This window comes from Ruegeria sp. BF12 (genome assembly GCF_056538705.1).
The window spans coordinates 151,327-173,978 of record NZ_JBQFTP010000007.1 but is presented as its reverse complement, the minus strand read 5'-3'; the positions used below and the strand labels follow the sequence as shown (position 1 = coordinate 173,978).

Below are 22,652 nucleotides of genomic sequence, written 5' to 3'. Positions count from 1 at the left end.
TGTGTGGATCTTTGGACAGGCTGAAACCTACCGCCTGCTGTCAACAGGGAGGAAGAAATGAATAAGTTCAATTTGATGATGGCGACCGCACTTGCCGCTGGTTTGACTGCGGGCGCCGCAGCAGCACAGGAGAAAGTGCGAATCGCATTCATCGATCCGCTGTCTGGGCCGTTTGCCACAACTGGAACGCAGGGCTTGGCGATCTATCGTCACAGCGTCAAAGAACTGGTTAACGAACCCGGCGCGCTTCTGGATGGGCAGGCAGAGTTTGAGATGGTGCCCTTCGACAACAAGATCAGTGCAAAGGAATCGCTGATTCAGCTGCAAGTCGCCATGGATCAGGGGATCCGCATCATTGCGCAAGGCGCGTCGTCCGGTGTTGCCAATGCGTTGACCGAGGCCGTTGCCAAACACAATCGCCGCAACCCGGATGACCCGGTCATCTTCCTCAATCACTCGGCCGCTGATCCGGCGTTGACCAATGACAAGTGCCAGTTCTGGCATTTCCGCTTCGACGCCAATGCCGATATCAAGATGGACGCGCTGACCGATGACATTTCGGCCAACCCGGATATCAAGAAGGTCTATGTAATTGGCCAGGACTATTCCTTTGGTAAGGCCGTCGCCGCGGCTGCGCAGCGTTTCCTCAAGGAAAAGCGCCCGGATATCGAAATCGTGGGGAATGAGCTGCACCCGATCGGCAAGGTAAAGGATTTCACGCCCTACGCGCGCAAGATCGTCGGCTCTGGCGCGGATGCCGTGATCACCGGCAACTGGGGCGGAGACATGGTCGGTCTGGGCAAGGCGGTCATGGGGGCCGGCTTTAACAAGCCGATCTACACCTACTACGGCGCGACCTCGGGCATCACGGCGGCCTTCGGTGAAGAAGGCGACGGCATCGTCAAGCTGGTCGGTGCCGGGCAAGTGAACCCGCCAGCAACGCCCGAAGCGCAGGAGTTTGTCGCTGCATTCTACGAGAGCTTCCCTGATCTGGACTTTGGGCAGCCGCAAATGGCCAATGTCGCGCCAATGTTGGCAGCTGCGATCAACGAGGTTGGCAACGCCACTGACATCAAGGCCATTGCCTACGCTCTTGAGGGGATGGAGTACGACAGTATCGTCACCGGCAAGACCGTGATGCGTGAAAGCGATCACCAAACTATCCAGACCGTGACAGTGCAGGGCCAGACGCCAGAGGCCGCGTTCGAATATGACAAATCTGGCCGTGGTATGGTTGCAGAGACGGTTGTTGAATTGGCGTCCAATGACTCGGCCACCACTTGCGAGATGAAGCGCCCATAAACCCCTAACCACTCTGGTGGTCCGCCTGAAATCCGGGCGGGCCAGCAGGCTACCACTCAATCAATGCAGGGAGACAAGCAATGGCGCTGTTCCTCGTGAACGTGTTGGATGGGTTTGTGACCGGATTGTTGCTGTTCATGCTGTGCAGCGGTCTGACACTGATCTTTTCCATGATGGGCGTTCTGAATTTTGCCCATGCCAGTTTTTATATGCTGGGTGCCTATTTCGCCTATCAAATCAGTCTTGTGACCGGGTTCTGGGCCGGCCTGCTGATCGCGCCACTTATCGTCGGAGTTATAGGGGCCGTGGTCGAACGGTACGGGTTAAGACGTGTCCACAAATACGGACATGTGCCGGAACTGATCTTTACATTCGGTCTGGCCCTGCTGATCGAAGAAACGGTTCAGTTCTTTTGGGGAAAAAGCCAACTTCCATTCTCTGAGCCCGAAGCACTAGATTTCGCGGCCTTCGCCATCGCCGGAAATGCCTTTCCTGCCTACAAGGTGTTAATGATTGCCGTGGCGATGGGGATCTTCCTGACGTTGCTGTACATCCTGACCAAGACCCGGATCGGCATGACCATCCAGGCCGCGCTCAGCTATCCCGAAACCGTGCAAAACCTGGGCCACAACGTGCCGCTGGTGTTTATGTGCGTCTTTGGCGTCGGCACCGCGATGGCCGGTCTGGCGGGCGTGATCGCCGGTCCTGTTCTAGGTGTTTTTCCCGGAATGGCCGTGCAACTTGGCTCCATCGTTTTCGTCACCATCGTGATCGGTGGCCTGGGGTCGCTTTGGGGTGCTTTGGTCGCATCTCTGATCATCGGGTGGATGCAAACCTTTGCCACCGCCTATGACATCACTGCCGAACAGGTGTTGACCGCCATCGGTTTTACCAAGCCGGAAATGATCTGGGATCATCCTCTGCAGGACCTGTGGACGCTGACGCTGCCTCAACTGGGTCCGATCCTGCCGTATCTTCTGATGATCATCGTGCTCGTCCTGCGACCGCAGGGTCTTATGGGGAACCGTGAATCATGAGTATCGCAAGTAAGACTCCCCTGACAGCAGGTACGGCGCGGCTGGTTTCGTTGTCGAATGCGATACCCTGGGCCTTTGCTGCCTTGTTTCTGCTGTGCCTGCCGCTGGTGTTCCAAACCAGCTCGGCGCTGACGATCATGAACCAGATGGCGATCACCATCGTGTTCGCGCTCAGCTATAATATGCTGCTGGGGCAGGGCGGTATGCTGTCCTTTGGCCACGCGGTCTATATGGGGCTGGGTGGATTCTTTGCCATGCACGTCATGAACATGGTCGAGGGCGGATTGTGGCTTCCCTTGCCCCTTTTGCCGATTGTCGGCGGTTTGTTCGGTCTGGTTTTTGCATTCCTGATCGGCAGCTTCTCGACCCGCCGGGCGGGTACGGTTTTCGCCATGATCTCTTTGGGCGTTGGAGAACTTATCGCCGCCTGCTCGGTGATAATCGTCGTGTTCTTTGGTGGTGAAGAGGGTATCTCGGGCGACCGCACCATGGGTCCGCCTGTATTCGGGTATGAATTCCTTACTCAGCAAGAGGTTTACTACCTGACCATCTTCTGGCTGCTTGTAGCGACTTTGCTGATGTATCTGTTCTCGCGCACGCCAATCGGGCGGATCGCCAACGCGGTGCGTGACAACGAGGAACGAGCAGAGTTTCTGGGCTATTCGCAACGCAACGTTCGTTGGATTTCCTTCTGCGCCTCAGGGTTCTTCGCTGGCGTCGCCGGGTCGTTGTTTGCGATCAACTTTGAAATCCTGACGGAAGAGAATCTGAACCTTGCGACTTCGGGATCAATACTGCTGATTACATTCATCGGTGGGGCCGGGTTCTTTGTAGGGCCGATCATCGGAGCGGTGGTGTTCACGTTGCTGCAAACCGTCCTTGGCCTGCATACCGAGCTTTGGGCGCTGTATCTGGGCATCTTGTTTGTCGCTTGTGTGATGTTCTTCCCATCAGGGTTCGCCGGGCTGATCGCAATGCACCGCCGCCCGTTTTCACTGGGTAAGCTGCACCTGCTGATCAAGCCGTATCTTAAGGTGGCAATCCCCTCCATTACTAGTGTTCTGTCGCTGGCGGCCACACTGGAGATCCTGTTTCATAAGCGCCACGGTTACGGCGGCGATCATGAGATGGAGCTTTACGGAATCGCCTTTGACAGCAGCGGCTATCATGCCATCGGCATGGCCGTAGTCATCGCCGCGATATCCCTTTTCCTCGTGTCTCGCGTGTTGCCAGAAATTCGGGCCGCTTGGGATAATGCAAATCACGCGGAGGGTCAGGCATGAATGCGCCCGCCATCGAGCTGAGAAAACTTGAGAAAAGCTTTGGTCTTGCCAAGATTATCCAGGGGGTGAACTTGCAAATCGCTAAGGGCGAACGCCACGCCGTCATTGGTCCGAACGGGGCCGGGAAATCGACCCTGTTCAATCTGATCACCGGTCGGTTTGCGCCGACGTCGGGCGGGATTTTCCTGCATGGCGAGGAAGTGACTGGCATGAAACCTTTCGAGATCAATCGCAGGGGCCTCAGTCGGTCTTTCCAGATCACCAACATTTTTCCCAACATGACCGTATTCGAAAACATTCGCTGTGGTCTGTTGTGGACCATGGGGTATCGGTATTCCTTCTGGCACATGGTTTGGCGGCAACAGGATGTAACGGAAAAGGCTGACGAAATCCTGGCCCAGATCAATCTGAGCCAACGCCGGAATGAACTGGCGGGTACTCTGGCCTATGCGGAACAGCGCGCGCTAGAGATCGGGATCACGATTGCCGGGGGCGCTGACATCATCCTGCTGGACGAACCCTGCGCCGGGATGAGCCATTCGGAAACTGATCTGATCGTCGATCTGATCCGCAAGGTAACCGAGGACAAAACTCTGTTGATCGTAGAGCATGATATGGGCGTGATATTCGATCTGGCCGACAAGATTTCGGTTCTGGTCTACGGCGAAGTAATCGAATCCAACACGCCGGACGTTGTTCGATCCTCGGCAAAGGTGAAAGAAGCTTACTTGGGCGCGAGTTTGGAAGAGGAGGCAGTGTGATGCTTCTCGTCAAAGACTTGCACGCCTATTACGGCAAAAGCCACATTCTGCAGGGTGTGAATCTTAAGGTGGGTGAGGGCGAGATTGTCTCGCTTCTGGGTCGCAACGGTGTGGGGCGTTCCACTACCTGCAAGGCGATCATGGGCGAGGTTGCGCCGCACGGGTCGATCCAGTTCCGCGGCAAAGAGATCGCGGGCCGCAAAAGCTTTGAGATCGCAAAGGCCGGGATCGGCTATGTGCCCGAGAACCGGGATATCTTTCCTGGCCTCACAACGCGGCAGAACCTGATGCTTGGGCTGAAGCCTGGCCAAAAAGATGGCGACGGACGTTGGTGCATGGAGGATATGTTCGAGTTGTTCCCAAACCTGCGCAACCGTGCGGATGTGGATGCCTCGGTCATGTCAGGCGGTGAGAAGCAAATGCTGACCATATGCCGCGCGTTGATGGGTGATCCCGACTTCATCATGATCGACGAGCCGACCGAAGGGCTGGCGCCGAAGATTGTCGAGCAGGTGGGGGATTTGCTGCTGCAGATCGCCGAGCGAGGCGTTTCAATCCTGCTGGTCGAGCAAAAGCTGACCATCGCATTGAGGGTGACCAACCGCGTCTATGTGATGGGGCATGGGCACATGGTCTACGAAGGAACTCCGCAAGCGCTGCGCGAAAATGACGATATCCGCAAGGAATGGCTGGAGGTCTGAGGCCACTCTATTGTGCGTCAATCGGCGTTACTGGCGTAGAGACAGGCAGAAGTGGGTAAAGGGAGCTCCAAAACTTGGAGTTCCCTTTTTATGAGGCCAATTACTTCTTCAGGAACGGCGCCATCGTCTTGAAGAACTTCTCACCATAGGGTGGGCGTACGGCTTTGAAGACGCCGTCCATGTTGATCTGTTTGTAAACGGCCTTTGCATGGCTGAACCGTTTGAATCCGTGGTGGCCATGGTATGCACCCATGCCACTGTTTCCGACGCCGCCAAATGGCAGAGTGTTTTGGGTCGAGTGCATGATGGTGTCATTGACGCACGCGCCGCCGGAAATTGTGCTCTCCATCACCTTTTGCTGCTCGTTCGCATCCTTGGCGAAAACATAGGCCGCAAGCGGGCGCGGGCGCGCATTCGCGAATGCTATGGCCTGATCCAGCGAGTCATAGGGCAGGATTGGCAGTATTGGCCCAAAAATCTCGTCCTGCATGACGTCCAGGTCAGGGTCGGCGTCGATGATCAGAGTCGGCGGTAAGATTTTCTCGTTAGTGGCCGAGAAATCCTCGTTCGCGGGATTGACCTGCGTGATGCGCGCACCGGCCGAGCGCGCCTGCGCGACAAGGTTCTTGAGGCGGTCAAACTGGCGGTCGGTCACGATATGGGTGACATCCGGGTTACCGGACAGGGTCGGGTAGGCTTCGGCGATCTTTGTCGCCAGCGCGGTTGCAAAGTCTTCCATCTTTGCGCGCGGGACCAAAACGTAGTCTGGCGCAAGACAGACCTGACCTGCATTGAAAACCTTGCCAGCCGCGATGCGGGCAACTGACAGGTCCATATCTGCGCTTGGGGCGATGATGGCTGGGTTCTTGCCGCCCAGTTCCAGTGTCGTCGGGACCATGTGTTCAGCCGCTGCTCGCAACACTTGAGGCCCGATTGTGCTGGCTCCGGTGAAAAGCAGATGATCGAACGGCAGGACGGTGAATGCTTGTGCGACATCGACGCCGCCGGTTGCAACAACGGCTTCATGCGGGGCAAAATTCATTTCGATCAGTGATTTCAGCAGGCCGGACGTGCGGGGCGTGAATTCGGATGGCTTCAGCATGACCGAGTTGCCTGCAGCAAAGGCTTCGCCCATCGGGCCAATGGCCAGATAGATTGGAAAGTTCCAGGGGCTGACGATGCCGATTACGCCCAGCGGCTGGTACTGAATGTGACCACGCGCGCCCAGCAGCCCAAGGGGAAACTCGATCTTGGCCTTCTCGGGGCGCATCCAGCGATCGAGATTGTCCCGTGCGAATTTCAGCTGTTTTACCGTTCCAACTATATCTGCCGTGATCGTCTCGTGTTTCGACCGATTGCCGAAATCGGCCGAAATCGTATCCACCATGGCGTCGCGGTTATCCAAAACCAAATCGATTAGGCGCGTGATACGTTCCTTGCGTTCAGCCGCATTCGGTGTGCCATGATCTGCCCGGTGGGACTTTTGCGTTTCCAGAAGAGTTGAAAGGCCCTCGACTGTGTTGGGGCTATGTTGATTCACTGTGCGTCTCCTGCGGTTGTCCTGCGGTGTGCAACCGCCTTCCTGTTGATCTGTGTGCCTGTTTTGAACCCTTGGTCGCAAGGGCAGGGCTTTTGGTTCTTTATTGCCGGGCCGCCAAGTTCACGTTGACATCTGCCCGGCAATATGAAAGGTAAGTGATCGTTCACTAATAAGCAAGAGCGCAGAATGACCCTGACCACCGAAGACAGGTTCAAGACCGGCATGCAGTTACTTGCGGCCTCAACCACAATCATCACGTCCAGTTTCGAAGGCGCGCGCGCCGGTATGGCGGCAACGGCGGTGTGTTCGCTGACCGCAGATCCGCCCGCGTTGCTGGTCTGTATCAACCGAACCGCCCGAACCTATGGTGTTGTCATGGACAGCCGGAAATTCGCCGTGAACCTTGTGCCCGATGACATGACTGACGTTGTCGGTGCCTTTTCATCGAAAATGGACAAGGAAAAACAGTTTCAGGCGGCGGGAACCTGGATCCAAGGCGATTTTGGTCTGCCCGTGTTGCAAGAGGCCGTTGTGTCTTTTGAATGCGTGGTCGACAACTGGGCCAACACAAAGACACATGCGGTGTTCTTTGGCTTGGTGAAAAAGGTTCACCTGAACCCCGAAAAATCGGCGCTGATATACGGGCGCAAAGGGTTCCACAAACTCACCCCGCTTGAGAGCTGACACTGGATTTGTGGCGACGCACTCGCCGTGAACAGACAGGTTTCACGACCAAATAACATTTGGGCGACATTTCACGGACGTGGTGTGATGATGCCCGGGAGGAGATAGAAATGGCGACACTCGGCCAGCTGATTGACCGAAACGCAGACCGTTTTGGGGATCGGGATGCATATGTAGAACTGGATCGCCGACGCAGCTGGCGTGCCCTTGGCAAGCGCACTGATGCGCTGGCGCATGCGTTGCGTTCTTTGGGTGTCCGCAAAGGAGATCGGGTTGGGGTCATCCTGCCCGACTGCATCGAAGTGGCTGAAACCATCGGAGCCTGCGCCAAGGCAGGCGCGATCCGAGTGGGTTTGAACTATCGCCTGGCACCGCGAGAGATCGGAGCGCTGATAGACGATGCGGGTTTGGATGTGCTGTTCGTTCAGGACTCGAAGGTCGCGATCGCTCAGGACGCCTTGAAGTTCAGTGACCGCCAGCCTGCACTTGTGGGTGTCGGTTCGCAGCATGAACTGGAGCGGGACTATGAAACACTGATCGCAGCGGCCGCTGATCGCGGACGTTTCGCTCATACACCGCATGAGCAACTGATGATCTGTTACACGACCGGTTCAACCGGTTTGCCAAAGGGCGCGATCTATCCCCACGCGTTGATGATCGAGTCGATGGGCGTAATCGCCCTGGCCGAAGGTGCGGGTCCGGACGATGTCTGGTTGCACGCGATGCCAGCCTCGGGCGTTCCGATCATTCACCTGCTGCGCAACATGTTCCACGGCACCAAATGCGCCATTATCGGCGAGTGGAATGCCGAGACGGCCCTGAAACTGATCGACCGGGAACAGGCCACGATCTGCGTACTGGTGCCGACTATGCTGAACGATCTTTTGTCATCGGGACTGATCACACAATACAATTGTTCGTCGATCCGGCAACTCGGCTATGGCTCGGCCCCGATTCCGCCGGCCACGGTGCGCGAGGCGCTCAAGGCGTTTGGGTGCAAGTTCCTGCAGATGTTCGGGACGACCGAACTGATGGGAATGGGGATGATGTTGACGGCAACAGATCACGAGCGCGCATTGAAAGAAGGGCACAACTGTCTGGAGAGCGCAGGTCGGCCCCTGTACTACGTGGACGTCCGTGTTGTGGATGAGCAAGGCAATGACCTGCCCAGCGGAGTGGCGGGTGAACTACTGATCCACTCACCCTATGTGATACCCGGGTATTGGAACCAAGCGGTGGAATACTCGGAAACCGTGCGCGATGGTTGGTTGCGTACCGGGGATATCGCTGTGATTGATGCTGAGGGCTATGTTCACCTAAAAGACCGGGCCAAATTCCGCATTAAGTCTGGCGGGTACAACGTGTTCCCTGTTGAGGTCGAAAACTGCCTGGCCGAGCATGAAGCGGTCGACGAGGTGAGCGTGTTCGGTTTGCCCGATCCGAAATGGGGGGATCGGATACATGCCGTTGTGACCCTGAATTCCGATGCGCCTGTCAGCGGGGCAGAATTGCGCGAATACTGTCGCGGCAAAATCGCCAACTTCAAAATTCCGAAGGAAATCGAAATCTGGGACGCGCTGCCCAAAGGGCCGACTGGAAAAATTCAAAAGCGTGAGATCATCGACATCTGCAGTCGCGCCAGCCACAGCGGCGCTGCCTGAGAAAACTCCCTGACCGGGTGCCTGTGTGCGCTGTGGTCAGGGAAGTGTTTTGACGGACTTAGTGCGGGTTTGCCGCCGCAGCATGGTCAAAGTTCGAGACTTTGCGCGCCATGGCGTCTGTATCCAGTATCAGATTGGCAAAGATGGTCTCGACCCAGGACAGTGCGCCCGAAGTCAGCAAAAAGGTCTCGGGCACGACAATCCATTCGCCAATCCACATCCCGCCCGAGCGTTCATGCTGATGGGTTGTGAATTCGCCGATCTGCTCGGCCCGCTGCCGGCCAAGCCGGGCGACGGCTTCACCAAATTCGGATGCGCGCTGGTTTTTTTTATGAGCCATGGCAGACGACGCACCCTTGCCTGCGGTAGATACCTCGGACCATTCTAATATGTCCGAGGATGACAGCAGATTGACGTTATGAGAGATTTTGCACAGCGTCGCGCACAGACCCCCAAGCGCGCCGACAATGTCGGCAATGCCGTCGCGGGCGTTTTGCCAATGGGGCTGTATGACATTCAGACCCAACGTGGCGGCGACGCCTTCCTTGATCCGATGACCTGTTCCATTTTCGTATCCTCGAAGATCGCCGACAGGGCCGCCAATCTGAACGTTCAGGCCTCGCGCCGCCGCCTCTTCAAGCGCTTGTGCGCGCCGCTGCAGCTCGACTTTCCAAACCGTCAACTTGGTGCCAGCACGAATGGGAACTGCGTGTTGGCCGTTGGTGCGCCCCATCATGACAGTGTCACCAAGTTCGTCGATCTGCAGTCCGATAGCGGCGGTCAACCTTACCAGTCCGGTCTGGATGTGTTCCAGCCCGATCTTCATTTGCAGCGCCAGCGCCGTGTCCATGATGTCCTGCGTTGTCGCCTGGTAGTGAACGCTCGTCGCCTGATCGCCTACCTGCCTTCTGAGTTGTTCGACGAGACCGACGATCGGGCGCCCAACATGTATCATGTCTTCGTGCAGGCGTTCTGTGTCCAGGTCGCAGACCGAAATCGCGTCGAGCGCGTCAGCGGTCTGTTGCGGGATCAGGTTCTCCAGCGCCTGATGGCGCGCCAGTGTCTGTTCAACCTTTAGCCAGGCCGAGATCGTGGCGTGTTGTGACCAGACGGACCGCATGTCAGCGCTGGAAAAGCAGTCGCGGTAAAGAGAGTGCTCAAGCATCTTCCAGCTCTCCTTTTGCGATTTTGCGCTCCTTCATGATCCCCCGGATGCGGAAGGCGATAGCCCCTGCGCCGATGACCAGGAAGGCCAGAGCGATCGGGCGTTCGACGAAGATCAACGCGCCGCCATCGGACATCAGTAGCGACTGGCGGAAGGTCTCTTCCGCGCCTTTTGCCAGAACGAACGAGATCACGAAGGCCGCAACGTTAAAGTCGTACTTCCGCATCAGCCAGCCGGCAAAGCCTGCGCAGGTCATGACAGTGACGTCGAACATTGATCCGCGCGCTGAATAAGCTGCGACGAACGAGGTCAGGAAGATCAGCGGATACAGGACATTGGTCGGGATCTTCAGGATCAGGCGCGCAACCTGAGTGGCGCCGAAGTATCCGATTAGGCCATAGGCCAGAATACCCAGCATACCACAGGCAAACAGTTTATAGACCAGCTCCTTATCCGTCAGGAACAGGGTCGGACCGACCTGAATGCCGTGGATCAGGAAAACACCCAGCAGAATCGCCCCGATGGTCGAACCCGGAATGCCGAGCGTCAGAAGCGGTGCCATCGAAGGGCCGGACACCGCGTTGTTGGCGGCTTCGGGGGCTGCGACGCCTTCCAGCGCGCCCTTGCCCCACATCTCGGGGTTCTTGGCCCGGCGCTTGCCTTCGCCGTATGAGATGAACGCAGCGATCGCGGACCCGAGGCCCGGCAGAACGCCGATGCCAGCGCCGATAAAGCCACCTCGGAATGCGTGCGGTAAGCAAGGTTTGTATTCTTCCCAGGTCAGGCTGTTGCCGTTTTCGCTGCTTTCATTCTCTTTGGTTTCGCTGGTTGCCTTACGGCGCGATTCCAATTGGGCAAAGACTTCGCCCAGAACAAAGACGCCAATCATCAGCGGGACAAGCCCGATGCCGTTCGACAGTTCAAATGAACCAAAGGTATACCGTTCCTCGCTGGAGATCGGGTCGAGGCCTACCATGGCGATCAGAATACCCAGCAACGCAGACGCCAACCCCTTAACGATTGAGTTGCCGATAACCGATCCGATGACCACGAAGGCTGCAAAGTAGATCGCAAAAGTTTCCGGCGGGCCAAGTTTAAGGGCGATGGCCGCAATGAATCCGACTCCGACGACTAACATGATGTCACCCATCAGGTCTCCGATGATGGAAGAAATCGTCGCGACTTTCATCGCTTTGCCGGCCTTGCCGGCCCGGGCCAATGGATAGCCGTCAATCTGCGTTGCGGCGCTGGCTGCTGTTCCGGGCGTATTGAACAGAATAGCAGCGATTGAGCCGCCGTACCGGCCGGATTTTCCGATCACGTACAGGAATGCGAGCGCAAAGATTGGCGACATGTAAAAGGTGATGGGCAGCAGCATCGCAATCGCTGCCGACGCGGTCAGCCCGGGTGTGGCCCCGACCACCATGCCCACGACTGCGGCCAGCACAATTGCAAAAAGCAGCGAGGGGTCGGTGATCACCGAAAGAAGTGCGGGAAAAATTTCCATGACGATTTACCCCTGTATCCAGTTGAGCAGGTCAAAGACCTCGCCGTACGGCGGGAACACGCCAAGCAGGATAAAAAAGATGAGGTGGAAGATCAGCGGGCATAGCACCACGGACACCGCCAGCCCGATCCAGTTGCGCACGCCGAAAAAGTACAGAACGATCGGCGCGGCAATCGCCGTCGGCAGCAGGTAGCCAAACCAGCGGAAGGACTGCTGATAGATCAAGGCGATGATGAACAGGCCGATGATTTGAAGCGTTGCCCCGTGGTCTTGCGTCTGGCTGGTGCCGTCGGCTGTTTGACGTGCGGCACCCAACAACAGCAGGCCGGAAAGAAACAACAATGCGATGGACGCTGAGAATGGCACGATGCCTGCCCAGGTATCCCCCGGTGACGCTGCGGGCACTTGCCAGGCACCCCAGATGGCAATGATAGAGATGAGGGCTAGCACAAGGCCTTCTGCATAGGCGCGCATGTCGATCCTCCCTGATTACAGTAGATACAAAAGGGCCGGGGGGAGAAAACCCACCCGGCCCTGAGGACTTTAGTTGGTCAGGCTTTCGACCAGGGGAGTGGCGTCCTCTTTCATGGCGGACAGCGTCGCTTTGGCATCCGCACCATTCTGGTAAACCGGGCCGGTTCCGCGCGAGGCCAGAAGTTCAGCGAACTCGGGCTTGGCGGCGATTTGCTCCAGCGCGGTCTGCATCGCGGCAACGACCTCGGCCGGGGTGCCCTTCGGTGCGAACACGATCACCGGTGAGGAGACTGCGGCGAACGGAATGCCCAGTTCACCAAACGAAGGCACGTCCTTCATGATGCCATCGCGGTCTTGGCTGTTGACGGCCAGCGCGCGCAGCTGCTCTTCAAACCCAGCCAACTGCTGAACGCCCAGGAAACCAAAATCAGCCTGTTCGCCGATCAGAGCGGCACGGGTCGGTCCGCCACCTTTGAACGGTACGTCCTGAGCCTCGATGCCGTTATTGGCCAGAAACCCCATGCCGCCAACGTGGTGGAAACCACCGCGTCCCGAATGTGCCCAACGCAGTTGCCCGGGATTGGCTTTGGCCGCATCGATCACGTCTTGAACGGATTGGAACGGGCTGTTGAGTGGCACCATCAGCGAGGTTTGCAGTTGGCCGACCTGAGCGACAAAGTCAAAGCTTTCCAGTGCGTCAATGTCGGTGTCGCGCGTCATCGTCGACAGCAGGAACGAACCGCCCGATGTCATCATCATCGTGTAGCCATCGGGGCGTGCGCCCACGACAGAGTTAGCCCCGTTCAGACCGCCCGAACCGGGCTTGTTCACAACGACAACCGGAACGTCCAGAATGCCTTCGGCCGCAGCCGAGATGGCGCGGGCATAGGCGTCTGTACCGCCGCCGGCTTTGTAGGGGACGACCAAATTGATCGGGCGTTTCGGCCAATCGGCGGCAAAGCTCGCAGTTGCGGTTACGGTCACGGTTACTGCCGCGAGGACGGCAGTGAGAATTGTTCTACGCTTCATAGCATCCTCCCTGAGATGCCATCCAAATTAGGTGAAAAAGAATGTTAAAAAAAATGCAAATGCGTTATCTTCTCTTGCAAAAAAGTAAAGAGTGGATTCGATGAATATCAAGGCTCTTCGCGCATTCCGTGCAACTCTTTCCGAGGGATCGTTGATCGCCGCGTCAAAGATACTCCATTTGAGCCAACCAGCTATCAGCCGTTTGATATCTGGGTTGGAGGCGGAACTGGGCCTGACCTTGTTTGATCGAAGCGGGCGCAATCTGACACCCACGCGTGAGGGGTTGGCCTTTTACCGCGAAGCCGGGCGAATTTTGGACAACTTAGATGAAGTTCCTCGCATCGCGGCTGAAATACGTGCGGGTCGGACCGAAACGCTGCGCGTTGTCACGATGCCCCGCATAGCCCGCGCTATCTCGGCGCCCGCGCTGGCCAAGTTCCTGAAAGTTCATCCTGACACAAATGTCAGCCTTGATATCCGCGCGCGGCGAGAGGCCAGCAAGTGGCTGGCAGGTCGCGAGTATGACATTGGTATTGGTGCATTGCCGGTTGAACATCCCGGCGTGCGGACAAAGCCATTGTTGCGGGTTCGAGCACAGGCGGTATTGCCAGCGGGGCACGCCTTGTCCGATCGTCAGTCGGTATCGGCAAACGATCTGGCCAAAGAACCGGTCATCCGGTTGATGAACGGTCTTTTGTTGCGCGAACAACTTGATGATATTTTTCGGTCCGCAGGGGTCGATCCCCGTCATACCTGTGAGGTCGCCGCGTCACAGCTTGCTTGCTCGCTTGTTGCGGAAGGAGCCGGCGTCACCATTGCAGATGAACTTATTGCGGCCCAGGAACCTTTCGGCCGGTTATCGCTGGTTCCTATCGCGCCGGAACGTTGGATGACTTTCGGCCTGCTCTATCCCGTTACACAAGAAAAATCCGAGGCTTTGCAGGACTTTGAAGATGTGCTGTTTCGGCAGGCATCCGAACTGTGCGAAAGCAGCCCGAATCTGACCCTTGCCTGAGGGTCGCCGGGCGGCGGCCCCTGAGCGGCACAAGGTGGAGGGGTCTATGCCTCCATGTGGCGGAGAACGGATCTCTGGAAGTAAGTCAGCGGCGATTCCGCCCCGGCACCATCAGCCATTTTGCCGACTGAATACTTCGGAGACATCAAGGCGCGTTGCATTTTTTCAACCACATAGACGTCCTCGGTCTGGAAATCCTGAGTTTCCAGTGGATGAACCTTCCAGTGAGAGCTTTTGATCAGTCCGGTCGCCTTGTCATAACCGGGAATGTCCTTGACCGATCCACGATTGGACATCCACGATTTCGCGGCCCAGACATAGACGTTCAGTCGGGTTACACCTGCGCTGACCGGCTCCATCACGGAAACCGAGAAAGACCATGGGCTGGCCACGATGAGGGTTGTCGGGAACAACATGTAGACACCGCCATAGCCTTCTTTCTCGGCATGCGGGATTTTCTTTGCATTCCACTTGTCCATGCGGTTCGATACGTAGTTCGGAACACGTGAACGCACGGTTTCATTCTCTGTCGAATACCATACCTGATTGTCGCCGTAGGGATCCCAGATGTTTTTGTCCTGGGTTGGGCCACCAAGGGTGTTCTTGTGAAGGTAGGCCAGGTGATACCCGTCAATCGCGTTCTCAAAGAACACTTTCCAGTTGCACTGCATCTCGTAAGTGACCGCTTCACCGTAAGAGATAAGTTCGGGGCTGGTGATATCATGAGGCCAAACGACATCTTCCAAACCGCTGAGCCAGTCGGACAAGTCCTGATCCGGCTCAGGGTTAACGAAGACAAAGCCTTTGAACACGGCCACCGAGGCCTTATGGAGGCCGTTTTCCTTCTTATCGATATCCGGAAAGCATGCGCGCTGCTCGGGGATGCCGCGCAACGCGCCATCCAGACCAAATGTCCACGAGTGGTAGGGGCAAACGATGGTTTTGCCTGTATTGCCGCAGCCGCGGTCGAGCAGTTCAGTCCCTCGGTGGCGACAGATATTGTGAAAAGCACGCAGTTCGCCGTCATTGCCGCGGATGACAACCAGAGTAAAATGGCCAGCCTTCGCAGTCATGTAATCGCCGGCATTGGCAACCTTCGCTTCCGTCCCCGCAAACACCCAACTGCGCGAGAAAAGCTTTTTGTTCTCCTGCGCCAGCCATTCTTCTGAAGTATATGCCTCGGGTGGAAGTTCCTGAGTGGCGACCTCCGGCATTTTGTCGGGTTGTTGCATGTTAAGTCTCGCAATTGGCTGGTTGGCTGTCTCTGGATTGTCAATATTGACAGGTAACGGGAAATATGTCTTTTGTTAATAAAAAGTGACCGTTCACTTAAATTGATGTAGTGGCCAAAATGCTGCAAGAAGAGCGGTTAAAGACAAACTGCCGGGCAAATGTGTCTCGCTTCGGCAAAATAGGATCTGCCATGCCGCGTCCAAGCCTCAGAACTCAACGGTCCGAAGAAATTCTTGATGCATACATGACATGTGTCGCCCGGTTCGGCCTTGAGGGCGCCACGCAGGAGCGCGTTGCTGCCGAGGCGGGTGTGAAGCGCCCTTTGTTGCGGCACTATCTTGGCAACCGGGATCAGATGATTGTTGCCTTGAACCTTCACGTTGCAAACACGTTTAACAATCAGACGACCGAGTTGGATTTTTACCTGAGTCAGATTGAGTCCGGCAGTCAGCTGGTGGAAATCCTGTTTACCGAAGACGAGGAAATCGACCCCAGACTGCTGGCCGTGTGGCAGGCTTTGTCCACGTCGGTTGGCGACAAACCGGACCTTGCGAAACCTCTGCTAGAGGTCCTTTCGCGATTTTTGTCAGTCATTGAAAAAGCCCTTCGCCGCGTGTCGCCCAACGCAAGTGCAGATAAAGTGCGGGCCGTTGCGCAGGGGATTTCGACTGTATTTCTGTCGCTTGACTCGCTGGCTGCGCTTGATGCCCCGTCAGACTGGCGGCTGGAGTTGGAGCGGGCGGCATTGTTGTTGACTGAGACGCTTGACGCGCCCGGCTAAGCGGGGGCGACTGGAGCATAGGTGTCTGGCCTTCTTATCGCGGCAGGCCCTCTTCGGTCTGGGCCTGCGTTGCAAGCCAGTGCCTGAAGCTGCGCAAGGATGGGTCGTCGGACTTGGATTTTGGCCAAACGAGGTAATAGGCTCCCATCATTTCGACCGCATCGGGAAAGGCTGCGATCAATTTGCCAGTCGCCAGGTCCTGTTCAATCAAATAATTCGGCAGCAACGCCACGCCGAGCCCATGCACCGCTGCCTGATTGATCGTGGTGTATTGATCGTAAATTGTTCCCGGCAACGCTTCCGGGTGGCTTGTTCCCATGTGGCGGAACCACTCTTGCCATGCGTGTGGCCTCGTCTGGATGTGTAGTAAAGGCAGTTTCAGTAGATCGCGCGGTGACTCTGGCGCGCCATTGGGCAGCAATGATGGTGCGCATACCGGTTGCACACTTTCTACCCGCAGCAAAAGCCGATCCGTGCCGGGCCAATCAGGTTCACCAAAATGCAGCGCTGCATCAAAGGGTTCGGTGGTAAAGCTAAAGGGGCGCAGGCGAGTGGACATGTTGATTGTTATGTCTGGATGAATGCGAGCAAACTCGGGTAGCCTTGGCACCAACCAACGCATGCCGAAGGTCGGCAGAATCGCAAGGCTCAGAGTTCCTCCGGCGGGCGCAACGTGCAGTTTCAGTGAGGCCTGAGCGATCTGGTTCAATCCTTGACGCACTTCAGCCACATATTCTTGCGCGACCGGAGTAAGTAGCAGGCGTTTACGGTCGCGGCGGATCAGGTCCACGCCCAATTGCGCTTCCAATGTCTGCAGCTGGCGGCTTACGGCACTTTGGGTCAGTGCCAGCTCGTCCGCGACGGCTGAAGCCGAGCCGAGACGGTCCAACGCTTCGAGGGCGCGGAGCGACGAGATTGAAGGAAAAAGGCGGCGTGGCGGTATCATCTATGCGTTTTGATCATGGTTTTTTGTCGATACATCGCAGTTATTTGCGATTTGTTCAATGTTTGCACGTCTTAATGGCTGAAAGGCGAATGTTGCAACCGCTACAGTTTAAGAAACTTGTGCGTCCCCGCCGGAATTACTGCCAGTCCTGGACGTCGTAGACCCATCCATCTTTATGCTGACCCGCCCAAAACCCGATCGCAAACAATTCGGTCATGTAATCAGGATCAAATGGTTCGTCAGGTTTGGTCAGAAACTCTTTTGGAATATAGGTGATGTTCGCCCGAAGGCCGTCGCGGTTGGCTAGGGCCAGAATACTGTCGATATTGCCCAGACTTTGCGACCGGATCAGCATCTCGAACGCGCGGTTGGCCACCGCTGTTGCGTTACCCGGCAAGGGATCGAATGTCGGTTCCAGCTTTTTGTTGTGGATCAGCCAAATGCGGTTGTTCCGGTTGCTCAAGCCGGCTGAGCGCAAAAGCTGTCGCATCTGCAGTTCGTAGGGGTAGGCAAATATCTCGCGTGTCAGCCCACCGTCCACGTGTAGTTCCTCGCGAACGATTTCGCCGTTTGTTACGTCAATTGTGACCGGTTGAAATACGACTGGGATAGAGGCTGAAGCCAAAATCACATCGTGGATGAGTTCTCGCGCTTGCGGTGTATCGGATTGCGCAATTGCGCCGATGTTCCAAATCACGGGCCGCTCGGCATCAATGTTGGTGGTGCCGATAAGCAGCTGGCGGCCCTTTCGGTGTTCTTCTGCGACTTTCCGGATCAGGTCATCCGTTAGTTCCTGTTGTATAGCCTGTTTTAGCGGTGTCGCTTTTGTCAGAAATCCGCGCCCGAACACTGCGCCAGTCAGGTCCAGCCGGACCACGTCGCGCGTCGCAGTTGCGGTATAGAACCGTTTTAGGCTGCTGTCGTATTCCGGTCCGAGAAAGGCAAAAGGCGCAATCAGCGCCCCAGTGGAAATTCCGGTGACGACATCAAATGATGGTCGGGTTCCCGTGTTGCTCCAACCGTTGAGTACACCAGCACCGTACGCCCCATGCTGGCCACCTCCTGACAGCGCCAGGATGTTCAGCCCGCGTCCCTTCGGTACCTGTGCCAGTGTCTTGCGCATCTCCGAGTCCAGGTCGGCCAGCCGGGCGCCGCTGTCATCCTCGAAATACCGACTGTCTGCATTTGTACCGACAGGCAGGAATGTTTCGTAAGTTTTTGCTGTCGGTGTCAGCTCCGTGCGATCGTAGCTGGCAGCGCAGGCCGTCAGCAAAAAAACAAGAGCGATGTTGAGGCAATTCTTCAGCGAAGGCATGCGGGCGTGTCCGTCTCGAAAAGGTCGAGGCTCCTTAGCGAGGTAATCGCCGGTTGTTGAGTCATGGTTGCCTGACTTGGTTTCCTTTTCAGGTGTCTGGTTCGTGCCTCGGCGGGAAGGCACCGATCGGGCGGGCCAAATGTCGCCTGAGCACGTATGAGGGTCTTACCTGTGGCCTTCAATTTAACTGTCACTATTGACAGCTAAGGGTGGATTGCCTATTTCGCATCGGAATGCCGACGCGAAACGTCATCGGACAAGCGACGTTGCCGGGACCAGAAGTAAATTAGCTTGCCAACCGTGATAAAATACGGCCCGAGGAGGGGACAGCATGCCACAGATGTACCACGAATTACCCGCGAAAGCCTACACTTCGCAGGAGTGGTTCGACCGTGAGCAGCGCGAGATTTTCTCGAAAACATGGCGCTTTGCGGGTTTTATGGAAGACCTGCCCGAGCCGGGCCACTATCTCTCGGTTCAGGCCGGTTTGAACAACCTTTTTATCGTGATGGGCCGCGACCGGCGGCTGCGGGCATTTCATAACATCTGTCGCCATCGGGGCACGCAATTAATCCGAGCGGTTGGAAAGACCCAAAAGGCGCTGACCTGTCCCTATCACGACTGGACCTATGACCTTGAGGGCAACCTTGTTTCAGTGCCGGACGAGCATCGCGAATACAAATCGGTCGACAAATCCTGCTTCGGCCTGAAACCGGCGTCTGTCGATATCTGGAAGGGCATGTTGTTCGTTCACCCCGATCCGAACGCGGGCTCGATCATGAAGTGGTTCGGGGATGTCGATGACAAGGTCGGTCCGCACGTTCCCGAAGAACTGGTTGAGCATGAAGACACCTCTCATACTTATGAGATCAAGGCCAACTGGAAGATCGTCATCGAAAATTACATTGACGTCTATCACCTGAGCCACCTGCACTCGAACACATTACAGATGTATGACCATGCCAAGGCGCGGTATGGCTGGTATGGGCCGCACTACATCTTCTGGGAGCCGCCGGTCGAAGAATTCGCCCAGGACCAGAACAAAAAATTGCAGATGCCGCGGGTCGTTCCTGAAGATCAGAACGGAGCGTGGGTTCCGATGCTGTTTCCAGGCATAGGAATTGGTGCGTCCGAGGATGTGTGGAACGTCTTTATCGTCACGCCGCTGGCGCCCGACAGGACGCGAATTCTGAACCGGACACGTGTCGCCAATGCCTCGGCGTGGGAGTTTACGAAACAGGCCAGTCGATCTGCGTCGTTCTGGAACAGTTTTGGGATCAAGGGCAAATACGAAGGTGACGATGTTTATGATGAAAACGACCCGATGGCCTCGGGCGATTTCACACAAGAGGACATCTATGCCTGTGAACAGCAGCAGAAATCCTTGACCTCGCCTTATTTCGAGGTTGGCCCCGCCGCGGTCGGCGAAAGCCCGGTCGTCCAACACCAGAGGGTCGTTCGCGACTGGTTGCAAGGCAAATGATCGGACCTGACGACCGGCTGTCTATTGCCACTTTGTTGCGGGTATTCCGGGCAAAGATTGCAATGACCTGGGGCCTGACTCTTGTCGAGACAGCGTTGTTCGCCTTTCTTCCGTTGTTGATCGGCTATTCAATCGACGGATTGTCTAACGGTGACTACACGTCTTTCATCCATTTTGGCGCTGTCATGGCGGCGCTGTTGGTGGTCGCAACACTGCGCCGTATCTACGACACGCGCGCTTATGGCACGATCCGCGTCGAAATGGGTAAAGCGCAGGCCATGCGCGATTCTGGGCAAGAGGTTTCGGTGCTGAATGCGCGCGTCCTGATGGCGCGCGAGTTGGTCGATTTTCTGGAAGGTGAAGCCCCCGAGTCGATGGGTGCCGTCGTTCAGGTGTTGGTTTCCGTCGGCATTCTGATGTCGTTTCATGGGGCGTTGGCGGCCGCTGCCGGCCTCGCCGCGGCGCTGATCCTGATCATTTTCACTTTGTTTGCGCGCCGTTTCTTTCGTTTGAACGGGTTGCTGAACCAGCAGTCGGAAAGGCAGGTCACATCCTTGCAAAGCAAAGACCTGAAAAAGATCGGCCAGCATTTGTTCAGATTGCGCGCGCATGAGGTGCGCCTATCGGATTCCGAAGCCTATGTTTACGGTGCGATCTTTGCGGTTTTGCTGAGTATGTTGGCCTTTAATCTGTGGTTCGCGGCGACCCAAAGTCAGGCCACCGCAGGGCAAATATTCTCGGTCGTCACTTACTCTTTCGAGTTCGTGCAATCGGTCGTGGTCGTCCCGATGGTGCTGCAAAGCCTTGCGCGATTGTCTGAGATCACAGAGCGGATCAACGCACCTGCATCGGGAAGGCGCGCGAATGCGTGATAGACCCAATTCAAGTATCCGGATCTTATCGGATATTATTACCCATCCAGCACAGACGAATGGCGCGCTTTTCGGAGGTTTCCAATGACCAGAGCTTTTCACCCGCTTACCGTGGTTGAGACCCGCGAAGAGATCGGCGGGCAGGCTAAGTCGGTCATGTTTGACGTCCCACCGCAATTGGCGCAGGAATTCGCTTGGCGCGCGGGCCAGCATCTGACTCTTCGATTTCAAATCAAAGGAGAAGAGGTCCGCAGAAGCTATTCGATATCCTCTTCTCCGGTGTCGGGCGATCCGTTGCGCATTACCGTCAAGCGGGTCAAGAAAGGACTTGTCAGCAACCATATCAACGACATGGTGCAACCGGGCGATGTGATCGACGTGATGCCGCCTTTTGGCAGCTTTTGTCTGGATACAGACCCGACCGAGCGTCGCACGCACTATTTCTTTGGCGCTGGCAGTGGCATTACCCCTCTGCATTCCATGCTTCAGTCGGTGCTATTGGCCGAGCCGTGGTCGGTTGCGCATCTGGCCTATGGCAATGCGAACGCGGACAGTATTCTGTTCAGAGACGAACTCGCTGATTACCAAGAGGCGTTCGCCGATCGTCTGACGGTTCATCACCTGCTGTCGAAGCCTTCGATGTGGTCCAGTTTCAGCGATTGGCGACGCGGGATCATCGACAAGGACGCGGTTGAGGCATTGATTGCCGAGAACCCACCATACGCTCAGAATGCTCAGTACTACATCTGCGGTCCGGGCGGAATGAACAAATCGGTCAAAGAGGCGTTGATGTCTTTGGATGTGCCTGCAAACCGTATCCATATGGAAAGCTATGGTGGCGCGCAGGACACGGACGATAGTGTAAAAGGTGTCGACGCCGTCGTGGACATCACGTTGAACGGACAACGCCAATCGGTTCAGATGGCGGCCGGCCAAACGATATTGCAGGCTGCACAACAGGCGGGGCTGGAACCACCGTATTCCTGCCAATCCGGAGTCTGCGGGGCGTGCCGGTGCCAATTGAAGAAGGGTTCGGTCCACATGCGGGCGCGCACTGCGCTGGACGACAGCGAAATCGCGAGGGGTGCAGTGCTTTCATGTCAGGCTGTCGCGACCACAGAAAAGCTGGCCGTCAATTACAATTGATCATCCTGAGGCCGGGTGGCTGTGCTCACGACGTGGTTTCGAGTGTTTCGGCCAGTTTCAACGCAGCGAAATAAGATGAGTAGCCCCACGTTTTCGGCGGTTTTAGCGGGATGAACGCGTCCGTCGTAATGAACAGGTTGACGATGCCGTGCGCGACGATTTCACAGGCTTGTTTGTCAGCATTTGGATGCGACGCCAGTACGATATTTATCGCAACCTTATAAAAGGTCTCCATCGATTCAAGCAACGGTTTGCGAAGTTCCGGGTAATTCTCAACCGAATTGACCAACGCCTGGTAGCAAATGTTGATCCTCGGATCCAACTCACCATCGGAATTGAACAGCGCCTCGATCAAGTTGCGAACACCGGGGTGATCCTCCAACGCAACGCGCAGCATCTCGCTCTGAGTGCTGAGGGTATCTGCGATGTGCTCACCAAGCGCCAGAACCATAGCTTTGCGGTTGCCAAGATGGTGCCGGATCAAGGGGCGTTTCAGCCCGGCCTCAGCTGCAATATGTTCAAGCGTAGCGCCTTCGACGCCGTATAAGGCAACGCATGTCATGAACGCGTCGAGGACTTCTTTTTTGCGTTGATCTTGTACCGAGGGGCGACCCATGCGATTACTCTTTGCTAGATACAGATTGTCCCGAAAATATAATATTCTGAATAAACTGTCAAGTTTGACAGTAAACTGTTGTTTTAAACACTGATTAGACC

At 56.3% G+C, this 22,652-nt stretch carries 21 protein-coding genes; 12 read left to right on the top strand and 9 right to left on the bottom strand.

Translation table 11 applies throughout. The annotated features are described in order from the left end of the window. The first annotated feature begins 57 nt into the window (after positions 1-57). The 5 genes from ACR0J0_RS13185 to ACR0J0_RS13165 all read left to right on the top strand — a co-directional run bounded on the left by ACR0J0_RS13185 (position 58) and on the right by ACR0J0_RS13165 (position 5,084). Positions 58-1,302: a branched-chain amino acid ABC transporter substrate-binding protein gene (locus tag ACR0J0_RS13185; protein WP_480664597.1), complete on the top strand. Its 1,245-nt coding sequence runs from the start codon at positions 58-60 to the stop codon at positions 1,300-1,302. Positions 1,303-1,382: 80 nt separating this feature from the next. Continuing rightward, entirely contained in the window at positions 1,383-2,339 is a 957-nt protein-coding gene (locus tag ACR0J0_RS13180; protein ID WP_480664596.1) for a branched-chain amino acid ABC transporter permease, read from the top strand. Further along, entirely contained in the window at positions 2,336-3,622 is a 1,287-nt protein-coding gene (locus ACR0J0_RS13175; RefSeq protein WP_480664595.1) for a branched-chain amino acid ABC transporter permease, read from the top strand. Before ACR0J0_RS13180 ends, ACR0J0_RS13175 begins: the two co-directional genes overlap by 4 nt. Further along, positions 3,619-4,383 carry an ABC transporter ATP-binding protein gene (locus tag ACR0J0_RS13170; protein ID WP_480664594.1) on the top strand — a complete coding sequence of 255 codons (765 nt, stop codon included), beginning with the start codon at positions 3,619-3,621 and terminating at the stop codon, positions 4,381-4,383. Before ACR0J0_RS13175 ends, ACR0J0_RS13170 begins: the two co-directional genes overlap by 4 nt. Continuing rightward, the gene (locus ACR0J0_RS13165) at positions 4,383-5,084 is read left to right on the top strand and encodes an ABC transporter ATP-binding protein (RefSeq protein WP_480664593.1); all 702 of its coding nucleotides are present in this window, start codon (positions 4,383-4,385) and stop codon (positions 5,082-5,084) included. Before ACR0J0_RS13170 ends, ACR0J0_RS13165 begins: the two co-directional genes overlap by 1 nt. A 100-nt stretch (positions 5,085-5,184) precedes the next feature. Here the strand turns inward: ACR0J0_RS13165 and ACR0J0_RS13160 are convergent, their stop codons facing one another. After that, positions 5,185-6,624, bottom strand: coding sequence for a coniferyl aldehyde dehydrogenase (locus ACR0J0_RS13160; protein ID WP_480664592.1), 1,440 nt, complete (start codon positions 6,622-6,624; stop codon positions 5,185-5,187). Between the two features lie 186 nt (positions 6,625-6,810). Between ACR0J0_RS13160 and ACR0J0_RS13155 the strand changes: the two genes are divergently transcribed. Together ACR0J0_RS13155 and ACR0J0_RS13150 are read left to right on the top strand one after the other, a co-directional pair. Then, positions 6,811-7,308: a flavin reductase family protein gene (locus ACR0J0_RS13155; RefSeq protein WP_480664591.1), complete on the top strand. Its 498-nt coding sequence runs from the start codon at positions 6,811-6,813 to the stop codon at positions 7,306-7,308. A 110-nt stretch (positions 7,309-7,418) separates the two neighbouring features. Further along, positions 7,419-8,969, top strand: coding sequence for a class I adenylate-forming enzyme family protein (locus ACR0J0_RS13150; RefSeq protein WP_480664590.1), 1,551 nt, complete (start codon positions 7,419-7,421; stop codon positions 8,967-8,969). Between the two features lie 58 nt (positions 8,970-9,027). Here the strand turns inward: ACR0J0_RS13150 and ACR0J0_RS13145 are convergent, their stop codons facing one another. The 4 genes from ACR0J0_RS13145 to ACR0J0_RS13130 form a co-directional block, all read right to left on the bottom strand. Continuing rightward, positions 9,028-10,134 (bottom strand): lyase family protein, encoded by a 1,107-nt coding sequence (locus tag ACR0J0_RS13145; RefSeq protein ID WP_480664589.1) that lies wholly within the window; start codon positions 10,132-10,134, stop codon positions 9,028-9,030. Further along, positions 10,127-11,641 carry a tripartite tricarboxylate transporter permease gene (locus tag ACR0J0_RS13140; RefSeq protein WP_480664588.1) on the bottom strand — a complete coding sequence of 505 codons (1,515 nt, stop codon included), beginning with the start codon at positions 11,639-11,641 and terminating at the stop codon, positions 10,127-10,129. Before ACR0J0_RS13140 ends, ACR0J0_RS13145 begins: the two co-directional genes overlap by 8 nt. Positions 11,642-11,647: 6 nt before the next feature. Next, on the bottom strand, positions 11,648-12,115 hold the full coding sequence (locus ACR0J0_RS13135) for a tripartite tricarboxylate transporter TctB family protein (RefSeq protein ID WP_480664587.1): 468 nt from the start codon (positions 12,113-12,115) through the stop codon (positions 11,648-11,650). Positions 12,116-12,184: 69 nt separating this feature from the next. Then, a complete protein-coding gene (locus ACR0J0_RS13130) occupies positions 12,185-13,144 on the bottom strand; it encodes a tripartite tricarboxylate transporter substrate binding protein (RefSeq protein ID WP_480664586.1) in 960 nt (319 codons plus the stop codon). A gap of 100 nt (positions 13,145-13,244) precedes the next feature. Between ACR0J0_RS13130 and ACR0J0_RS13125 the strand changes: the two genes are divergently transcribed. Then, a complete protein-coding gene (locus ACR0J0_RS13125) occupies positions 13,245-14,159 on the top strand; it encodes a LysR family transcriptional regulator (protein WP_480664585.1) in 915 nt (304 codons plus the stop codon). Positions 14,160-14,203: 44 nt separating this feature from the next. Here ACR0J0_RS13125 and ACR0J0_RS13120 read toward each other — a convergent pair whose 3' ends face one another. Further along, positions 14,204-15,391 (bottom strand): aromatic ring-hydroxylating oxygenase subunit alpha, encoded by a 1,188-nt coding sequence (locus tag ACR0J0_RS13120; RefSeq protein WP_480664584.1) that lies wholly within the window; start codon positions 15,389-15,391, stop codon positions 14,204-14,206. Positions 15,392-15,582: 191 nt separating this feature from the next. On the opposite strand from ACR0J0_RS13120, the gene ACR0J0_RS13115 reads away from it, so the two are divergent. Further along, positions 15,583-16,173 carry a TetR/AcrR family transcriptional regulator gene (locus ACR0J0_RS13115; RefSeq protein ID WP_480664583.1) on the top strand — a complete coding sequence of 197 codons (591 nt, stop codon included), beginning with the start codon at positions 15,583-15,585 and terminating at the stop codon, positions 16,171-16,173. A gap of 34 nt (positions 16,174-16,207) precedes the next feature. Here ACR0J0_RS13115 and ACR0J0_RS13110 read toward each other — a convergent pair whose 3' ends face one another. Both ACR0J0_RS13110 and ACR0J0_RS13105 read right to left on the bottom strand, forming a co-directional pair. Then, entirely contained in the window at positions 16,208-17,119 is a 912-nt protein-coding gene (locus tag ACR0J0_RS13110; RefSeq protein WP_480664582.1) for a LysR family transcriptional regulator, read from the bottom strand. Between the two features lie 136 nt (positions 17,120-17,255). Beyond that, positions 17,256-18,434 (bottom strand): patatin-like phospholipase family protein, encoded by a 1,179-nt coding sequence (locus ACR0J0_RS13105; RefSeq protein ID WP_480664581.1) that lies wholly within the window; start codon positions 18,432-18,434, stop codon positions 17,256-17,258. A gap of 331 nt (positions 18,435-18,765) precedes the next feature. On the opposite strand from ACR0J0_RS13105, the gene ACR0J0_RS13100 reads away from it, so the two are divergent. From ACR0J0_RS13100 to ACR0J0_RS13090, 3 genes are all read left to right on the top strand, one after another. After that, positions 18,766-19,917: an aromatic ring-hydroxylating oxygenase subunit alpha gene (locus ACR0J0_RS13100; RefSeq protein ID WP_480664580.1), complete on the top strand. Its 1,152-nt coding sequence runs from the start codon at positions 18,766-18,768 to the stop codon at positions 19,915-19,917. Further along, positions 19,914-20,789 carry an ABC transporter six-transmembrane domain-containing protein gene (locus tag ACR0J0_RS13095; RefSeq protein WP_480664579.1) on the top strand — a complete coding sequence of 292 codons (876 nt, stop codon included), beginning with the start codon at positions 19,914-19,916 and terminating at the stop codon, positions 20,787-20,789. The genes ACR0J0_RS13100 and ACR0J0_RS13095 overlap by 4 nt, the downstream gene beginning before the upstream one ends. Positions 20,790-20,873: 84 nt before the next feature. Beyond that, positions 20,874-21,935 (top strand): 2Fe-2S iron-sulfur cluster-binding protein, encoded by a 1,062-nt coding sequence (locus tag ACR0J0_RS13090; protein WP_480664578.1) that lies wholly within the window; start codon positions 20,874-20,876, stop codon positions 21,933-21,935. Between the two features lie 25 nt (positions 21,936-21,960). On the opposite strand, the gene ACR0J0_RS13085 is transcribed toward ACR0J0_RS13090, so the two are convergent. Further along, positions 21,961-22,551, bottom strand: a complete 591-nt coding sequence (locus ACR0J0_RS13085) for a TetR/AcrR family transcriptional regulator (protein ID WP_480664577.1) — start codon at positions 22,549-22,551, stop codon at positions 21,961-21,963. Positions 22,552-22,652: the final 101 nt, after the last annotated feature.